General features: G+C 74.4%; 14 protein-coding genes and 1 pseudogene. 5 read left to right on the forward strand and 10 right to left on the reverse strand.

What is annotated here, in order from left to right:
- Positions 1 to 31 precede the first annotated feature (31 nt).
- From AB0M99_RS01150 to tdh, 3 genes are all read right to left on the reverse strand, one after another.
- A complete protein-coding gene (locus tag AB0M99_RS01150; RefSeq protein WP_365916199.1) occupies positions 32 to 946 on the reverse strand; it encodes a LysR substrate-binding domain-containing protein in 915 nt (304 codons plus the stop codon).
- Positions 947 to 958: 12 nt separating this feature from the next.
- Complete coding sequence (locus AB0M99_RS01155) at positions 959 to 2,167, reverse strand: glycine C-acetyltransferase (RefSeq protein ID WP_365916201.1); 1,209 nt, start codon at positions 2,165 to 2,167, stop codon at positions 959 to 961.
- Between the two features lie 537 nt (positions 2,168 to 2,704).
- A complete protein-coding gene (tdh, locus tag AB0M99_RS01160) occupies positions 2,705 to 3,733 on the reverse strand; it encodes an L-threonine 3-dehydrogenase (RefSeq protein ID WP_365916203.1) in 1,029 nt (342 codons plus the stop codon).
- A 368-nt stretch (positions 3,734 to 4,101) separates the two neighbouring features.
- Between tdh and AB0M99_RS01165 the strand changes: the two genes are divergently transcribed.
- Complete coding sequence (locus AB0M99_RS01165; protein WP_365916205.1) at positions 4,102 to 4,851, forward strand: alpha/beta hydrolase; 750 nt, start codon at positions 4,102 to 4,104, stop codon at positions 4,849 to 4,851.
- 21 nt (positions 4,852 to 4,872) lie between these two features.
- Here the strand turns inward: AB0M99_RS01165 and AB0M99_RS01170 are convergent, their stop codons facing one another.
- The 5 genes from AB0M99_RS01170 to AB0M99_RS01190 all read right to left on the reverse strand — a co-directional run bounded on the left by AB0M99_RS01170 (position 4,873) and on the right by AB0M99_RS01190 (position 9,531).
- Positions 4,873 to 5,589: a class I SAM-dependent methyltransferase gene (locus AB0M99_RS01170; protein WP_365916207.1), complete on the reverse strand. Its 717-nt coding sequence runs from the start codon at positions 5,587 to 5,589 to the stop codon at positions 4,873 to 4,875.
- Positions 5,590 to 5,667: 78 nt separating this feature from the next.
- A complete protein-coding gene (locus tag AB0M99_RS01175; protein WP_365916209.1) occupies positions 5,668 to 6,006 on the reverse strand; it encodes a FeoC-like transcriptional regulator in 339 nt (112 codons plus the stop codon).
- Complete coding sequence (feoB, locus tag AB0M99_RS01180) at positions 6,003 to 8,168, reverse strand: ferrous iron transport protein B (protein ID WP_365916211.1); 2,166 nt, start codon at positions 8,166 to 8,168, stop codon at positions 6,003 to 6,005. The genes AB0M99_RS01175 and feoB overlap by 4 nt, the downstream gene beginning before the upstream one ends.
- Positions 8,165 to 8,398: a FeoA family protein gene (locus AB0M99_RS01185; RefSeq protein WP_365916213.1), complete on the reverse strand. Its 234-nt coding sequence runs from the start codon at positions 8,396 to 8,398 to the stop codon at positions 8,165 to 8,167. Before AB0M99_RS01185 ends, feoB begins: the two co-directional genes overlap by 4 nt.
- A gap of 191 nt (positions 8,399 to 8,589) precedes the next feature.
- Positions 8,590 to 9,531, reverse strand: coding sequence for a LysR family transcriptional regulator (locus AB0M99_RS01190; protein WP_365916215.1), 942 nt, complete (start codon positions 9,529 to 9,531; stop codon positions 8,590 to 8,592).
- Positions 9,532 to 9,716: 185 nt separating this feature from the next.
- On the opposite strand from AB0M99_RS01190, the gene AB0M99_RS01195 reads away from it, so the two are divergent.
- Positions 9,717 to 11,144 (forward strand): MFS transporter, encoded by a 1,428-nt coding sequence (locus AB0M99_RS01195; RefSeq protein ID WP_365916518.1) that lies wholly within the window; start codon positions 9,717 to 9,719, stop codon positions 11,142 to 11,144.
- A gap of 46 nt (positions 11,145 to 11,190) precedes the next feature.
- Positions 11,191 to 13,299 carry a SpoIIE family protein phosphatase gene (locus AB0M99_RS01200; protein WP_365916520.1) on the forward strand — a complete coding sequence of 703 codons (2,109 nt, stop codon included), beginning with the start codon at positions 11,191 to 11,193 and terminating at the stop codon, positions 13,297 to 13,299.
- A gap of 7 nt (positions 13,300 to 13,306) precedes the next feature.
- Here AB0M99_RS01200 and AB0M99_RS01205 read toward each other — a convergent pair whose 3' ends face one another.
- On the reverse strand, positions 13,307 to 13,810 hold the full coding sequence (locus AB0M99_RS01205; protein ID WP_365916217.1) for a GNAT family N-acetyltransferase: 504 nt from the start codon (positions 13,808 to 13,810) through the stop codon (positions 13,307 to 13,309).
- A 50-nt stretch (positions 13,811 to 13,860) separates the two neighbouring features.
- Positions 13,861 to 14,988, reverse strand: a complete 1,128-nt coding sequence (locus tag AB0M99_RS01210; RefSeq protein WP_365916219.1) for a glycerol dehydrogenase — start codon at positions 14,986 to 14,988, stop codon at positions 13,861 to 13,863.
- 283 nt (positions 14,989 to 15,271) lie between these two features.
- Here AB0M99_RS01210 and dhaK point away from each other — a divergent pair, with 283 nt between their 5' ends.
- The gene (gene dhaK / locus AB0M99_RS01215) at positions 15,272 to 16,270 is read left to right on the forward strand and encodes a dihydroxyacetone kinase subunit DhaK (protein WP_365916221.1); all 999 of its coding nucleotides are present in this window, start codon (positions 15,272 to 15,274) and stop codon (positions 16,268 to 16,270) included.
- A 103-nt stretch (positions 16,271 to 16,373) separates the two neighbouring features.
- Positions 16,374 to 16,982: pseudogene (gene dhaL / locus AB0M99_RS01220) on the forward strand (dihydroxyacetone kinase subunit DhaL); the annotation flags it as partial.
- Positions 16,983 to 17,046 lie beyond the last annotated feature (64 nt).

Below are 17,046 nucleotides of genomic sequence, written 5' to 3' on the forward strand. Positions count from 1 at the left end.
CCGACCGGCCCGTCCGACCGGGCCCGCGGCGTCAGTACGTCGGGAGGCGGTCCGCCTCGCGGGCCAGCGCCGCCAGGACCGGGGCGATCAGCGGGTGCGATTCGGCGCCGCGGCGGGTCGCCGCGAAGACCCTCCGGGTCGCCGCCGGGCCGGTCACCGGCCTGGCCAGGGCCTCCTTGAGGTCCATGCCGCGCAGCGCCGAGCGGGGCACGAGCGCGACTCCGGCGCCCGCGCCGACCAGCGCCACGACCGCCCGGAAGTCATCGGAGGAGTGCACCAACCGGGGCTGGAACCCTGCCAGTTCGCAGGCCAGCAGCATCACGTCGTGGCACGGGTTCCCGGGGTACTGCCCCACCCATTCGGCGTCCGCGAGGTCCGCCAGCTCGATGGCGGGCAGGCTCGCCAACGGGTGGTTCACGGGCAGCACCGCGTCGAAGGGCTCCGCGTACAGCGGGAGCACCGACAGCCGTCCGTCGTCCGCGCCCGGCGCGCCCCGGTACTCCACCGCCAGCGCGAGGTCCGCCTCCCCGTCCAGCAGCAGCGGCAGGCTCTGGTCGCCCTCCGCGTCCCGTACGCGCAGCCGGATCCCGGGGTGGTCGTGGGCGAGCCGGGCGATGGCCGGCGCCAGCACCTCCGCGATGCCGGTGGCGAAGGCCGCCACCGTCACCTCGCCCGCCGTACCGCCCGCGTAGGCGGCGAGCTCCGCCTCGGCGCGCTCCAGCTGGGCCAGCACCTCGTGGGCGTGGCCGAGGAGGATCTCCCCGGCCGCCGTGAGCCGTACGCCGCGGCCGCTGCGGGTCAAGAGCGCGTGCCCCGTCTCCTGTTCCAGCGCCGCGAGCTGCTGGGAGACGGCGGAGGGGGTCAGGTACAGGGCTGCGGCCGCGGCGGTCACCGTACGGTGGTCCGCCACGGCCCGCAGGATGCGCAGCCGGCGGGGGTCGATCACACCCCCATGATGTCAGCCCTGAGCAGCGACGAGAGCCGCGCGGGCGTCCACGAAGGCGGCCACCGCGCGCTCGACGTCCGCCGTCGAGTGCGCCGCGGAGAGCTGTACGCGGATCCGGGCCGCGCCCATCGGCACCACCGGGTAGGAGAAGCCGATCACGTAGACCCCGCGTTCCAGGAGCAGCTCGGCCATCCTGGCCGCTTCGGCCGCGTCGCCGATCATCACGGGGGCGATGGCGTGGTCGCCGGGCAGGATCTCGAAGCCGGCCTCGGTCATCTTCGTACGGAAGAGCGAGGTGTTGGCGGCGAGCTGCTCGCGCAGGTCACCGGCCGACTCCAGCAGGTCGAGGACCTTCAGTGAGGCGGCGGCGATCACCGGGGCGAGGGAGTTCGAGAAGAGGTACGGGCGCGAGCGCTGGCGCAGCAGTTCCACGATCTCGGTGCGCGCCGCGACGTAGCCGCCGGAGGCGCCGCCCAGGGCCTTGCCGAGGGTGCCGGTGATGATGTCGACCCGGTCCATGACCCCGTGCAGCTCGGGGGTGCCGCGGCCGCCGGGGCCGACGAAGCCGACGGCGTGCGAGTCGTCGACCATGACCATGGCGTCGTAGCGCTCGGCCAGGTCGCAGATCTCGGCGAGCGGGGCCACGTAGCCGTCCATGGAGAAGACGCCGTCGGTGACGATCAGCTTGCGGCGGGCACCGCCCTCGGTGGCCTCCTTCAGGCGCGCCTCCAGCTCGGCCATGTCGCGGTTGGCGTAGCGGAAGCGGCGAGCCTTGGAGAGGCGGATGCCGTCGATGATCGAGGCGTGGTTGAGGGCGTCGGAGATCACCGCGTCCTCGGCGCCGAGCAGGGTCTCGAAGACTCCGCCGTTGGCGTCGAAGCAGGAGGAGTAGAGGATCGTGTCCTCCTGGCCGAGGAAGGCCGACAGGCGCGCCTCCAGCTCCTTGTGCACCTCCTGGGTGCCGCAGATGAAGCGGACCGAGGCCATGCCGTAGCCCCAGCGGTCCAGGGCGTCCTTGGCGGCCGCGACGACCTCGGGGTGGTCGGCGAGCCCGAGGTAGTTGTTCGCGCAGAAGTTGAGGACCTCGCCGGGGGCGCCGCCCGCGGTGACGGCGACGGCGGCGTTCTGCGGGGTGCCGATGACGCGCTCGGGCTTGTGCAGGCCTGCGGCGCGGATCTCGTCGAGGGTGGTGCGGAGGTCCTCGCGGACGGTCTCGAACATGGTTCTCCTAGTGCGGCGGAGGAAGACGAACGAAGGATGCCGTGCCCTGCCGGGTGCCGTCCGGCGGAGCGGGCTGGTCGGTACGGGTGCCGTGCCCCGCGGAGTGCCGTCCGGCGGAGCAGGGTGGTCGGTAAGGGGGCCGGGCCCCGCGGAGGGGGGAGGGTGAGCGGGGCCCGGCCGTAGGGAGATGGTCTGTGTGCCGCGGGGCGCGAGCCCCGGGCGGAGGTCGGAAACTCTTGGCGGAGCCGCAAGCCCCGGCCAGTGGTCGGAGACCCTCGGCGGAGTCGCACGCCCCGGCCGGAGGTCGGAGACCCTCGGCGGAGTCGCACGCCCCGGCCGGAGGTCGGAAACCCTCGGCGGAGCCGCAAGCCCCGGCCGGAGGTCGGAAACCCTCGGCGGAGCCGCACGCCCCCGGCGGAAGCCAGGAGCCCTGTGCCCGGAGGCCAGGAACCCCAGCCGGAGGCCAGGAACCCCGGCCGCCGGAGGCCCGGGCACGACGGGCAGGGCCGCCGCGCGGGCGGGAGGGGCCGGCTCGGGTCAGGTCGTCCAGTCCAGGATGATCTTGCCGCTGCGGGCGGTCGCGGCCTCGTCGAAGGCGGCCTCGAAGTCGCGGTGCGAGTAGCGGCCGGTGATGACCGGGCTGAGGTCGAGCCCGCCCTCCAGCAGGACCGTCATCGCGTACCAGGTCTCGAACATCTCGCGGCCGTAGATGCCCTTGATGGTGATCATCGAGGTGACGACCTTCGCCCAGTCGACCGGGAACTCCTGGGCCGGCAGGCCAAGCATCGCGATCCGGCCGCCGTGCGTCATGTTGTCGATCATGTCGCGCATGGCCTCGGCGCGGCCGGACATCTCCAGGCCGATGTCGAAGCCCTCGCGCAGGCCCAGCTTCGCCTGCGCCTCGGCGATGGAGGACTCGGCGACGTTCACCGCGAGGGTCGCGCCCGCCTTGCGGGCGATCTCCAGCCGCTCCGGGCTGACGTCGGTGATGACGACGTTGCGCGCACCCGCGTGCCTGGCCACGGCCGCCGCCATGATGCCGATCGGGCCCGCGCCGGTGATCAGCACGTCCTCGTTGACGAGCGGGAACGACAGCGCGGTGTGCACGGCGTTGCCGAACGGGTCGAAGATCGCCGCGACGTCCAGGTCGACCGCGGTTCGGTGCACCCAGACGTTCTGCGCGGGCAGGACGACGTACTCGGCGAACGCACCGTCGCGCCCGACGCCGAGCCCGACCGTGCTGCGGCACAGGTGGCGGCGGCCGGCCAGGCAGTTGCGGCAGGTCCCGCACACCAGGTGGCCCTCACCGCTGACCAGCGCGCCGACCTCGATGCCGCGGACGTCCGCGCCGAGCGCCGCGACCTCGCCGACGAACTCGTGGCCGAGCACGAGCGGGGTCTTGACCGCACCCTGCGCCCAGCCGTCCCAGGCACGGATGTGCAGGTCCGTTCCGCAGATTCCGGTGCGCAGCACCTTGATCAGCACGTCGCCGGCGCCGTACTCGGGCTCCGGAACGTCCATGAGCCACAGGCCGGGCTCTGCCTTGTGCTTGACGAGTGCCTTCATGGGGGTGGCTCCAGGCATGCGGAAGGGAGCACCGCGGGCACGACTGCCGCGGTGACGTGCGGACAAGCACCAATCTGCCCACCTGCGGGTGATCAGTCCATCGAGGATTTCTTAAGCGGGTCCACAGGCCAGCTTCACGCCTATGCTCCTCAGGTGACGGGCAGGTGGCCGGGGCAGGGGCCAGGGCCGGAACTGGGGAGGTGAGGGGCGTGCCGAGTCTGCGCAGCAGGGCGTTTTCGGTCGCGCTGATCGCGGCGGGCCGACGAAGACGGCTCGCGAGCGCCGAGGCGGTAAGGACCCGAGTGGCCGAATCGTCCCGCCGGCCGGCGTCCCATCTGCCTCCGCGCTCGCTGGGACGGGTGGCGGAGGTGTCGCGGACCTTCGTCGGCGCCTGGCCCGTGTACGACGCCTCGCCGCGCGGCGCCGAGCCGACGGCCCAGGTGCTGTACGTGCACGGCGGCGGGTACATCAACGAACTCGTCCGGCCGCACTGGTCGATGATCCGGACCCTGGTGTCCGAGGCCCGCGCCCGGGTCGTCGTACCGGCGTACATACTCGCCCCGCGCGGTACCGCCGACCGTACGGTCCCGGTCGCCGCCGACCTGCTCAGCGGCCTGATCGCGAGCGGCGGCGCGGGCGGCACGGTGCTCATCGGGGACTCCGCCGGAGCCGGACTGGCCCTGGCCGCGGCGCAGCGGCTGCGCGACCGTACAGGGGCGCAGCCCACCCGGATCGTCCTGATCTCGCCGTGGCTGGACGTGACCATGAGCCATCCCGACCAGGCGGCGATCGAACCGGTCGACCCGGTGCTGGCCCGGCCCGGGCTGCGCGAGGCCGGCCGGCTGTACGCGGGGAACCTGGCGGCCGACGACCCGCAGGTGAGCCCGTTGCACGGGTCCTTCGCGGGCCTGGCCCCGCTGACGGTGTTCGCGGGCAGCCGGGACGTCCTGGTCACCGACAGCCGGGAGCTGCTGCGTCGGGCCCGCGCGGCCGGGGCCGAGGTGGATTTCCACGAGGAGCCGGGGCTTCCGCATGTGTACCCGCTGCTGCCGGTGCCGGAGGGACGGGCGGCACGCGAGCGCATCGTGGCGCTGGTCCGGGCGGCGGCGGAAGCCTGACGGGCCCGACGGGCGTTCGCGTCAGGCCACGCAGTTCATCAGCGAGCTGACCGGCGCACTGCGGTAGCGGGCCCAGTACGTCTCGTCGCGGACCTCGCAGGCCGGCGGGGTACGGGTGGGCTGCCAGGCGACCGTGGCGAAGCCCGCGTCGACGGCGGCCTCGGCGAAGTCGGCGTGCGCCCACTCGCGGCACTCGAACGCGACCGGCGGGTCGGTCTCCAGCCGCGCCCGGAGCAGCGGGGCGTCGCCGCCCGGGGTGCGCTCGACGATGCGGATCCCGTACGGGGACCAGTCCACGTGCGGGAAGGCGCCCGGGTTCGGCACGATCGCCAGCAGTCGTGCCCCCGGGCGGAGGTTGGCGCGGACGGCCCGGAACATCGCGTGCAGGGCGGCCCGGTCGTGCGCCTGGTTGAACAGGTACACGGCGGTGGCCAGGTCGAACGGCCCGAGCTGGGGCAGGCCGGCCGCGTCGGCGACGTGGTACTCGACGACGGTGCCGGGCTCCCCCGCCCCGTGCGCCCGGGCCCGGCTGATGCGTTCGGGGCAGCTGTCGACGCCCACGGTCCGGCGGGCACCGCCGCTCGCCAGCAGCCGTGCGGTGGAGCCGTGTCCGCAGGCCAGGTCGAGGGTGTCGAGACCGCGGACCCCGCCGAGGGCGTCCAGGGCCGTACGGAGCATGAAGGCGTCGGCCATCGAGAAGGCCACCGGGGGCGCTGACGTGTCGTACTGCTGTCGCATGTTCGCAAGCCTGCCCGCACGCGGCCGCCAGAGGGTCCCCGGCGCCCGACCGTCCCCCGGACGGGGGAGGCGTTCGGGTCAGTCCGTACGGCGTGCGGGGCGTACGGGGCTCAGCGCGACGAGCGCCGGCCGCGCGGGCCCGCTGTGGCAGGCCGGGGCCGAGGAGCCCGCGGCGGGCGCGGCGGGTCCGGAGGCCGGGCAGGCGCGCGAGGCGAAGAAGCACCCGGCGCAGTCCGGGGCGCCGAGCTCCTCCCGCCTGAGGCGGCCCTTGCGCACCCAGTAGTCGGCGAGGTCGGCGGCTTCGGCCCGGCTGATGCCCAGCCGGGCCGCGATCTGCCCCAGCCCCTCGCCCGGCGCGGCCTCCTCGAACTCGCGCAGCAGCCTGCGCAGCATCCCGGGCCCCTGTGCGGCGCTCACCACAGCACCCGCGCGATCTGGAAGACGCCGGTGGCCAGCAGCCAGGCCGCGGCCAGTTGCAGTCCGAGCCCGATGAGGGTCAGCCGGGTGCCGATCTCGGCGCGTTGGGCGGCGACGGTGGCCATGCACGGCGTGTAGGCCAGGACGAAGACGAGGAAGGCGAGGGCCGCGGCCTCGGGGTGTCCGCCGGAGGACTCCGCGAAGGTGGCGTGCAGGCGGTCGCCGAGTTCGGGGCCGCCGTCCTCCTCGGCCGAGTAGGTCTGGGCGAGGGTGGAGATGACGCCCTCCTTGGCGATGAGTCCGGTGCCGAGCGCCGCCGTCGCGTGCAAGTCGCCGAAGCCGGCCGGTGCCATCACCGGGGCGACGGCGCGGGTGACGGTGCCGAAGACGCTCTGCTCGACCTCCGGCTTGCCGAAGCCGCCCGCGCCCGCTCCGGCGGGGACGGCCATCAGCAGCCAGACCGCCGCCGCGGTGGCCACGATGATCCCGCCCGCGGTGCGCAGGAAGGCGCCGAGCTTCTGCAGGACCTGGGCGCCGGTGACGCGCAAGGTGGGCAGCCGGTAGGGCGGCAGTTCCAGGACGAGAGGCTCCTCCTCCATGTCCTTGAAGAGCAGGGGGCGCAGGAGCAGGCCCATGGAGACCACCAGCAGCACGGAGGCGACGTACAGGAGGAAGACGACGGTGCCGGAGTTCGAGCCGAAGAAGATGCCCGCGATCATCACGTAGACGGCGAGGCGGGCGGTGCAGCTCATGTACGGGATGAGCATGCCGACCAGGAGCCGGTGCGAGCGGCGGCTGAGGATCCGGGTGCTCGCGAAGGCGGGGACGTTGCAGCCGAAGCCGACGACGAGCGGGAGGAAGGCGCGGCCGGGCAGCCGCAGGGTGCGCATCAGGCGGTCGGCGACGAAGGCGGCGCGGGCGAAGTACCCGGAGTCCTCCAGCAGGGCCAGCAGCGCGAACATGATGATCATCAGCGGGACGAAGGTGAGCAGCTGGCCCACCCCGCTGATCAGGCCCTCCACCAGCAGTCCGGTGAGCCGGCCGGGGGCGTGCACGGCCTCCAGCAGCCGCTCGGCGCCGCCGCTGACCGGTCCGGAGACGAAGGCGCCGAGGCCGTCCTGGAGGGGTTTGGCGAGGGTGGTGGTGGCCTGGAACACGCCCCACATGACGGCTAGGAAGAACGGGATGCCGAAGGAGCGGGAGAGCAGCAGCCGGTCCACGCGGTCGGTGAGGGTGGGCCGGGCCTGCGCGGGGCGGGGTGCGGCGCGCTCGATGACGGCGTGGGCCCAGGCGTAGCGGGCTTCGGCGACGAGGACTTCCGCGTCGGCGTACTCGGCGGTGGCCGCGAGCCGGGCGGCGGCGAGGCGTGCGCGGTCGACGAGCCCGGCGGGCACGGCGGCGGCCGGCTCCTCGCCGCAGAGCAGGCTCACCGCCAGCCAGCACGGCGGGTACGGGTGCGGGGCGTGCGCGGCCTCCCGTACGAGGGCGTCGAGCTCGGCGTCGACGGGCGAGCCGGCCGACCAGGCCCCGGGCGCGCGGGCGCCGGGCGGGTACGAGGCGGGCGACGAGGCCGCCGCGTACGAGGCTGCCCGGTGCGGCGGGGGCCCGGGCAGCGCGTCGGCCACAGTGTCGGCGAGCAGGTCGAGCCCGGTCCCGGTGCGACCCTCCACCGGTACGACGGGCAGCCCGAGTTCCCGGGCCAGCGCGCCGGGGTCGAGGGCCGCACCGCGCCGGGCGGCGACGTCGGTCATGGTCAGGGCGGCGACGACCGGGATGCCGGTGTCGAGGATCTGCGAGAGCAGGTAGAGGTTGCGCGCCGGGTTGGCCGCGTCGAGGGCGAAGACCACCGCGTCGGGCCGCTCCCCGGCCGGTGCGGTGAGCACGTCGCGCACCAGTTCCTCGTCCGGGGAGTCGGGCAGCAGGCTGTAGGAGCCGGGCAGGTCGGCGAGGCGCAGCCGGGCCCCGCCGAGGGTGCGCCACTCGCCGCGGGCCACGGAGACCGTCTTGCCGGGCCAGTTGCCGACGCGCTGGTGGGCTCCGGTGAGGGCGTTGAAGAGGGTCGACTTGCCGACATTGGGGTTCCCGGTGAGGGCGATGAGCGGGGTGCCCGCCTCCCGCACCGCCGTCGTCGTGCCGCCGCCGTCGGGGGCGTGACAGCTCATCGGGCGCACCTGAGCCGGCCGGCGGTTCGGGAGTCCAGCGCCACCCGGGTCTCGCCGAGGCCGACGAGCAGCCCGCCGGTGGCGCCGCGGGCGATCACGGTGACGTCGGCGCCCGGAACGAAGCCGAATTCGAGCAGCCGTCTGCGGCCGCCCCCGCCCGGGCCGGCACCGGGGGCGATCCCGGTGATGCGTACGGTCGTCCCGGGACGGCTGTCGTTGAGCGACGGCACGAGCACACCTTCTTCGGCGAGGCGGATCTACTTAGGCAAGGCTAAGCAGCCGCCGGGGTGCCCGGGAGGCGCTCAAAGTCCCTGACCGGAACGGCCTTTCAGCCCTACGGTCCCGACCCCGCGTCGGCCGTTCGGCCGAGTCCGGCGCGAGCGGCGAAGCCGGCGCAGGGGCGACGCCGGCCCGGGGACCGTCAGCCCGGGGCCCGCTCCGGCCGCAGCAGTCCGCGGGCGCAGCGGCGCAGCCAGGCGTGCGCCGGGTCGGCGTCGTGGCGGGGGTGCCAGGCCATGCCGAAGGGCAGGGAGGGCAGTTCGAGCGGGATCTCGAAGGTCCGCAGCCCCAGGGCGGTGGCGAGCGACGCGGCCTGACTGGTGATCAGGCCCACGAGGTCGGTGTCGCGCAGTACGAAGAGGGAGGCGGGGAAGGTGCCGACGCTGCCCACCACCCGCCGGGTCAGGCCCTGTTCGGCGAGGGCCGCATCCACCGGACCCTCCAGGCGGCCGCGCCGCGAGACGATGAGGTGCTCGGCGGAGGCGAACCGGCGCGCGGTGGGCCCGTCGCCGCCGCGCAGCAGCGGATGGCCGGAGCGGGCGACGGCCAGCATCATCTCGTCGGCGAGGTGTTCGACCCGCACCTCGGGCGAGCGGGTGTCGATGACACCGAGCTCCAGATCGGCCACGCCCTCGCGCAGCGCCGGGACGTCCACGTGGCTCTCCGCCAGGAAGCGCAGCCGTACGCCCGGCGCCTCGGCAGCGACCCGGCCGAACAGCGCGGCCCCGTGGACGGCGGTGAACGACTCGTTGGCCAGCACGGTGAAGGTACGGGTCAGCGTGGGCAGGTCGACCCGGCCGCCGGCGAGGAAGAGCGCACGGGCCCGCTCCACGACGGCCCGTACCTCGCCCTGCACGGCGAGGGCGTGCGGAGTGGGCACCATGTGCCGGCCGGCCCGCACCAGGACGGGGTCGCCGAGGGCCTTGCGGATGCGGCCCAGGGTCCGGCTCATGGCGGGTTCGGACAGGTGCAGGCGGGCCGCCGCCCGGGACACGCTGGACTCCTCCAGGAGGACGTCGAGGGCCAGCAGCAGGTTCAGGTCCAGGCCGGAGCCCGAGGGCGTTCCGGATTGCGTCACACGCATTCACCCCATGCACAACTTGCACTGGAAAGCAGGTCGGGCCAACCCTACGGTGGGAAACCGGGGACGGCGCGCGCCGCGCCTCCCCTCCCCCCTTCCACCGCCGACTCCCAGGAGGAGCCGTGCTCCACCACGCCCGGAAACCAGCCGGATCCGCAGATTCGGAAGGCTCCGCAGAGGCTTCGGCCCTGCCGGCACCCGCGCTGTCCCGGCCCGCCCTGCTCGCCCTGTGCGCCTGCGTCCTCGTCGCCCAGGGGATGGTCGCCGCCGTCAACCTGCTGATCCCGCAGCTCGCCGCGTCCTCCCTGCACCCGAGCCCGGGCCAGCTGCTGTGGGCGGTCGACGCGTACGTCGTCGTCTTCGCCGCGCTGCTGATCCCGGCCGGGGCGCTCGGCGACCGCTACGGCCGCAAGGGTGCCCTGCTCGCCGGGCTCGGGCTGTTCGCCGCCGGCGGGGCGCTGAGCGCGCTCGCGGGGGACCCGGCCGTGCTGATCGCCGGGCGCGGGGTGTGCGGGGCCGGAGCCGCCCTGATCATGCCCGCCACCATGTCCGTCCTGGTCCACCTGTCGCCTCCGGAGCAGCGCGGCCGGGCGCTGGCCACCTGGACGCTGGCCGTGGGCCTCGGGGGCCTGGCGGGCAACGTCGGGGGCGGGCTGGCCGCCGAGTACCTGGGCTGGCGGGCGCTGTTCTGGGCAGTGGTGCCGCTCGGCGCCCTGCTCGTGCTCGCCGTCGCCCGCACCGTGCCCCGCACGCCCGCCCGGCCCGACGCCTCCGTCGACCCGCTCGGGGCGGCGCTTCTCGCCGCGGCGCTGCTCGCGGTGGTCCGCGCCGTCATCGAGGGGCCCCCGTACGGCTGGGGCTCGGCGCGCGTGCTGTGCTCCTTCGGCGCGGGCGCGGTGCTGCTGGCGGCCTTCACCGGATACGCGCTGCGCGCCGCCCGGCCGCTCCTGGATCCGCGGATCTTCGCCTCGCGGAAGCTGCGGGCCGGGGCCCTCGGGATCGGCGCCGCCTTCTTCGGACTGTTCTCGCTGTTCTTCGTCAACGCCCAGTACCTCCAGTACGCGAAGGGCTTCTCCCCCGCCCTGACCGGCTTCGCGATCGTCCCGCTCACCGTCGGGATGGCCCTGCTGCCCCGCTTCGGCGCCCGGCTCCAGGAGCGGACCGGGGCCCGGCTGCCCGTGGGCGGCGGGCTGGGTCTGATCGGGCTGGGGCTGCTGCTGGTGTCCACCGCGGACGCGGGCACTCCCTACCCCCTGTACGCCGGATACCTGCTCGTACTGTCGGCCGGGGCCGGGCTGTGCGCGCCCCCGCTCACCCTGACCGTGGTCGCCGAGCTGCCCGCGCACCAGGCCGGGCTGGGCTCCGGGCTGAACACCGCCGCCCGCGAGATCGGCGCGGCCCTCGGGGTCGCGGTGGTCGGCACGGTGCTGGCCTCCCGCTTCCACGGGATCCCGCGGGGCCCGGCGGAGACCGCAGCCTTCACCGACGCCATGGGGTCGGCGCTGCGCACGGTGGCCGGGCTGCTGCTGCTCGCCTCGGTCGCGGTGGTGGCGGGGTACCGCGGGCGGAAATCCGGGGATGGGGTGTGCGGGCGGGCGACCCGGGAGGCATCCTGAGGGAGTGACGGCGAGACCGGACAGCGGCGGCCCCGCCGCGGACGCCATGGCCCGGGTCCTCGCGCGGGCCACCGTCGATGCGGTGCAGGCCGTCGGCGGGTACGCGGGCGGGGTCTACCTGCGCTCCGGCACCGCCGGGCTGCTGCGCATGGCGGCGCTGACCGGGCTGCCCGGACCGCTGTTCCGGCCGTGGTGGCGGATGCACGTGAACCGCCCGTACCCGGTCGCCGAGGCCTACCGCTCCGGGCAGTCCGTGCACCTGCCCGACGCCGAGACGGCCATGCAGCGGTTCCCCCAGCTGATGGCCGGGCTGCCGTTCCCCTTCGGGTCGCTGTACGAGCCGGTGACCGCCGGGCCGGAACGGTTCGGGGTACTGCTCGTACTGCGCGAGGCGGCCTCCGGGGTGCCGGTGGCGGCCGCCGACCGGGAGCGGATGCGCGCGGCGGCGCACCACCTGGCCAGGGCCCTGGCCGCACTGGACGCGGACGGGATCCCGGTGTTCTGGGACGGCGACCCGGTGAGCGCGCCCGCGCCCGCCACGGCCCGGGGTGCCCGTCAGGCGGTGGACCGGCTGGCGCAGGCCGTACTGTCCGTGGACCGGGAAGGCCGGATCGGCTTCGTCAGCGCCCCCGCCCGGCAGTTGCTCGGAGCGGAAGCCGCCGAGCTGCGCGGGCGGGTTCTGTGGGAGGCACTGCCCTGGCTCGGCCATCCGGCGTACGAGGACCACTTCCGGGCCGTGTTCCTGGCTCCGGAGCCGGTGCACTTCCCGGCGCGGCGCGGCGGGCCGGCGTCCGGGGACTGGCTGTCGGTGGGGCTGTACCCCGGGCCGGACGGGGTGACCGTCACCGTCGGCCCGGCCGAACAGCCCGCGTACGCCCCCGAGTCGGTGGTCCGGCCGGGAGCCGGACTCGGATCGCCCGCCGACCGCGCCTCGGCGCTGTACCGCCCGGTGGCCCTCGCCATCGCGCTGACCGAGGCAGTGACGGCACGTCAGGTATCGGCCGTGGTCACCGAGGAGCTACTGCCCGCTTTCGGCGGCCGCCAGTTGGCCATCTACCTGCTCAACGAGCGTCACTTGCACCTGGCTTGGGAGACCGGATTCCCCCAGGGCTTCCTGAGCCGCTTCGACGGGGTGGCGCTCGACGTGCGGCTGCCCGGCGTGGAGACCCTCACTTCGGGCCGGCCGATGTTCTTCGAGTCGATGGAGCACCTGGCCGCGGCCTATCCGGGGATCTCGCTGGACGCCCACGTCGGGGCCCGCGCCTTCCTGCCGCTGATCGCCTCCGGTCGGCCGGTGGGCTCGTGCATTCTCGGCTTCGACACCCCGCGCGGGTTCAGCCCGGAGGAGCGTACGGTCCTGACCGCCCTGGCCGGCCTGATCGCGCAGGCCCTGGAGCGGGCGCAGCGCTACGACAACGAGGCGGCGCTGGCCCGTGGACTGCAGGCCGCGCTGCTGCCGCACCGGCTGCCCGTGCTCGACCACGTGGTGACGGTCGGCCGGTACCTGCCGGGCACTGCGGGCATGGACGTGGGCGGCGACTGGTACGACGTGCTCGACGCGGGCGGCGGGCGCCTCGCCCTGGTCATCGGGGACGTACAGGGCCACGGGGTGGCGGCCGCCGCGACCATGGGTCAACTGCGCAGCGCCGTACGGGCCTTCGTGTTCAGCGGGCACGACCCGGAAGAGGTGGTGCGGGGCACCAACCGGCTGCTGATCGACCTGGACCCGGGACAGTTCGCCAGTTGCTGCTACGTGTTGCTCGACCCGGAGACGGGCCTGGCGCGAGCCGTGCGGGCCGGGCACCCCCAGCCGCTGCTGCGCCATCCCGACGGCCGGACCGAGGTCCTGGACCTGTCGGGCGGGGTGGTGCTCGGCATCGATCCCGAAGCCACCTACCCCGTGACGGAGTTGCACCTGGCGCGCGGGGCGGTGCTCGCCCTGTACACCGACGGGCTGGTGGAGGCCCCGGGGGTGGACATCGACGAGGGTGTGGAACGGCTGCGGGCCGTGCTGGCCGAAGCCAGCCCGGCCCCGCTGACGGAGACCGCCGACCGGCTGGTGAGCGAGGCGGGGCACGCCGCCGACCGGCCGGACGACATCGCGCTGCTGCTGGCCGCCCTCACGGACGGCCCGCGCGGGGAGGCCGGGGCGTGAACCCGCGTCACGGCAACGTGCGCGTGAGCCACACCACTTCGCCGTTCTCCTCCATGGAGAGGTGATCCCGCTCGAACCCGAGCTTTTCAAGGACGCGGAGCGACGGGGTGTTCCACGTGCCGACGGTCGACCAGAGCCGTTTGCGCCCGGTCGCGATGGCGGCATCGAGCACCGCGGCGGCCGCCTCGGTGGCGTAGCCGCGCCCGTGCGCGTGCTGGAACAGCTCGTACGCGATCTCGGGCTCCTCCACGCTGGCGCGGCCGACGATCAGCCCGCAGTAGCCGATGAAGTCGCCTTCGTCGCGGCGCTGGACGGGCAGCAGGGCGAACCCCGTCTCCTCCGTCGCGGCCAGCATTTCCGCGATGGCCTTGCGGATGCGCTCGACCGGGGGCGTCCCCTTGCCGCGTTCGGAGAGGAGGGTGCAGAACTCGGCGGCGTCCGACTCCGCCCAGGGGCGCAGTATCAGCCGCTCGGTTTCGAGGTGGTACGACATCGTCTCGTAGGTCGACATGCGCCCACTCTGCCCCACCGGTCATCACGCGCCACGACCTGCACCCCGCGTCAGCAGTTCTTGCAGGCCTTGCCGGCGGTCGCGCGGGCGTACGCGTCACCGGCGAGCAGCGCGTCGGCAACCATGTCGGGGGTCACCGGGAAGGGCATGTTGTGCGTGGTCTCGCCCTCTGCGGTGGCCGCGCGGCCGATGGCGAGGAGCTCCTCGCGGCCGGGGTCGCCGAGGCCCACTTCGGCGAGGGTGGTCGGGAGGCCCACGGACCGGCTGAACCTCAGGCAGGTGTCCAGTTCGTCGGTGGGGGCGCCCTCCAGGACCAGTTGGGCCAGGGTGCCGATGTTGACCTTCTCGCCGTGCATCATGCCGTGCGTGCGGTGTGAGACGGTCAGGCCGTTGTGGATGCCGTGGGCGGCGGCGAGGCCGCAGGACTCGAAACCGAGCCCGGAGAGCAGCGTGTTGGCCTCGGTGACCTTCTCCAGGGCCGGGGTGACCACGTGCTGCTCGGCGGCGAGCCGGGCCTGCTGTCCGTACCCCATCAGGGTCTCCCAGCACAGCCGGGCGAGGCTGAGCGAGGCCTCGGTGGCGAGGCCGCCGGCCATGGCGGTGCGGTGGGCGGCGACGCAGACGCGGGCCTCGTACCAGGTGGCGAGCGCGTCGCCCATGCCGGACACGATGAAGCGGCTGGGCGCGCCCGCGACGAGCGCGGTGTCGACGAGGACGAGGTTCGGGTTGCGCTGGAAGAACGAGTAGCGCTCGAAGGCGCCGTCCTCGGTGTAGATGACGGCCAGCGCGCTGGTCGGCGCGTCCGTGGAGGCGACAGTGGGGGCGCTGACGACGGCGATGTCTCCGCGTGCGTGGCCGACGGCCTTGGCGGTGTCGATGGCGGTGCCGCCGCCGATGCCTATGACCACGTCGGCGCCGGCCGCCTCGGCGACGGCCGCGACCCGGTCGATCTCCTTCTGGGTGCACAGCCCGCCGAAGACCTCCTTGGTCAGCTTGACCCCGGCGGCGGCGAGGGACTGGGTGACCGCCGTGTCGACGAAGCCCCAGACCCCCTTGTCGGCGAGTACGACGGCGTTCTCCCCGAGCCGCGCGGTGTGCTCGCCCAGCTCGTGCATCGCCCCGGCGCCCTGGACGTACTTCGGCGGGCTGATCATCATGCGCGTACCGACGGTCTTCACAGCGAATCCTCCTGAATGCGAATTCATTTCCGCTTTGCTCATTCATCTCTATCACGGATCCCGGGGGCGTCCGCACAATTCACAGACTCCTCGCGGACGGGCCTTTCCGCGGTCCCATCAGGGACCAACGACCCGTACGACACTCGATGCGACCAGGGGTAACGTTCCCGGTAGGCGCCCCGGGAGCGAGGGTGGACCGGGCGGCGGCGGCAGGTTAATACCGTCCCCCCATTCCACTTTTCGCTTTCCGGACCACGTTTCGTATTTCAGGAGAGAGGCCCTCGTGAAGAAGCTCATCAATTCCCCGGAGAGTGTCGTCACCGACGCCCTGCACGGAATGGCGGCCGCGCACCCGGAGCTCTCCGTGGAGGCGGAGCGGGGCATCGTCACACGGACCGGCGCCCCGGCGGCCGGGAAGGTCGCGCTGCTGTCCGGGGGCGGCAGCGGGCACGAGCCGCTGCACGCCGGGTTCGTGGGACGCGGCATGCTGTCGGCCGCCGTGGCCGGGCCCGTGTTCACCTCTCCGGTGCCCGACAACATCGCGCGCGCCACGTGCGCCGTCGACGCGGGCGCGGGCGTCCTGCACGTCGTGAAGAACTACACCGGAGACATCCTCAACTTCACGATGGCCGCCGAGGACTGCGAGGACGAGGGCGTCGAGGTCGAGCAGGTCGTCGTGGACGACGACGTAGCCGTGGCCAGAGACGCCGCCGGGCCGGGCCGCCGCGGCACGGGCGCGACCCTGTTCGTGGAGAAGATCGCGGGCGCGCTCGCCGAGGAGGGTGCACCGCTGGCCGAGGTCGCGGCCGTGGCCCGCAAGGTCAACGCGAACTCCCGCAGCTACGGCGTGGCGCTGTCCTCCTGCACCACCCCCGCCAAGGGCAGCCCCAACTTCACGCTCGGCGAGAACGAGATCGAGCTCGGCATCGGCATCCACGGCGAGCCCGGCCGGGAGCGCCGCACCCTCATGACCGCCGCCCGGACCGCCGAGGCGATGCTCGACGCGATCCTCGCGGACCTCCCGGAGGCCGCCGGAGCCCCGGTGATCCTGCTCGTCAACGGCCTCGGCGGGACCCCGCCGATCGAGCTGTACGTCATGCGCGCGGAAGTCGAGCGGGTGCTCGTCGGGCGCGGGATCACGGTCGCCCGCTCGCTCGTCGGCAACTACGTCACGAGCCTGGACATGGCCGGCTGCACCCTCACTCTGTGCCGCGCCGACGACGAGCTGCTGCGGCTGTGGGACGCGCCGGTGCACACACCGTCCCTGCGCTGGGGCTGCTGAACCGCCCGTCACCCCGGCCACCCGACCACCCCGACCCGCTCGACCGCTCGACCCGCCTGAGGAGCCACCACCCATGACGACCACGCAGCCCGAGACCGTCCCGGTGCTCGACACCGCCTACTTCCGCCGCTGGCTCGCCGAGAGCAGCCGTCTCGTGAACCGCGACAGCGAGCGCCTCACCGAGCTGGACGCGGTCATCGGCGACGGGGACCACGGGGCCAATCTGGTACGGGGCTTCGGCGCCGTCGGCGCGGCCGTCGAGGAGGCGCGGCCCGCCACCCCGGGCGCGCTGCTGACCCTGGCCGGCACCACGCTCACCAACACCGTCGGCGGGGCCTCCGGACCGCTGTTCGGCACCGCCCTGCGCCGCACGGGCAAGCTGCTGGGCGACACCCCCGCGCCGACCGCGGCCGAGCTGGGCGCCGCGCTGGACGGGGGGCTGCGCTCCGTGCAGAAGCTGGGCGGGGCCGAGGTCGGCGACGCCACGCTCGTGGACGCGCTCGCCCCGGCGGTGGCGGCGCTGACCGCCGCCGCCGAGGCAGAGCTGCCGCTGCGCGAGGCCCTGGCGGAGGCGGGCCGCGCGGCCCGCGCCGGGGCCGACGCCACCGAGGGGCTCGAAGCCCGCAAGGGCCGGGCCAGCTACCTCGGCGGGCGCAGCGTCGGCCACCAGGACGCCGGGGCCAACTCCGTGGCGCTGCTGGTGGAGGCCCTGCGTACCGCGGTGGACGCCCCCGACTCGGTGGCACCGGCCCCCGTCGGGCCCGCCGTCGCCCCCG

It is taken from the genome of Streptomyces sp. NPDC051183 (assembly GCF_040682455.1).
Lineage (GTDB): Bacteria > Actinomycetota > Actinomycetes > Streptomycetales > Streptomycetaceae > Streptomyces.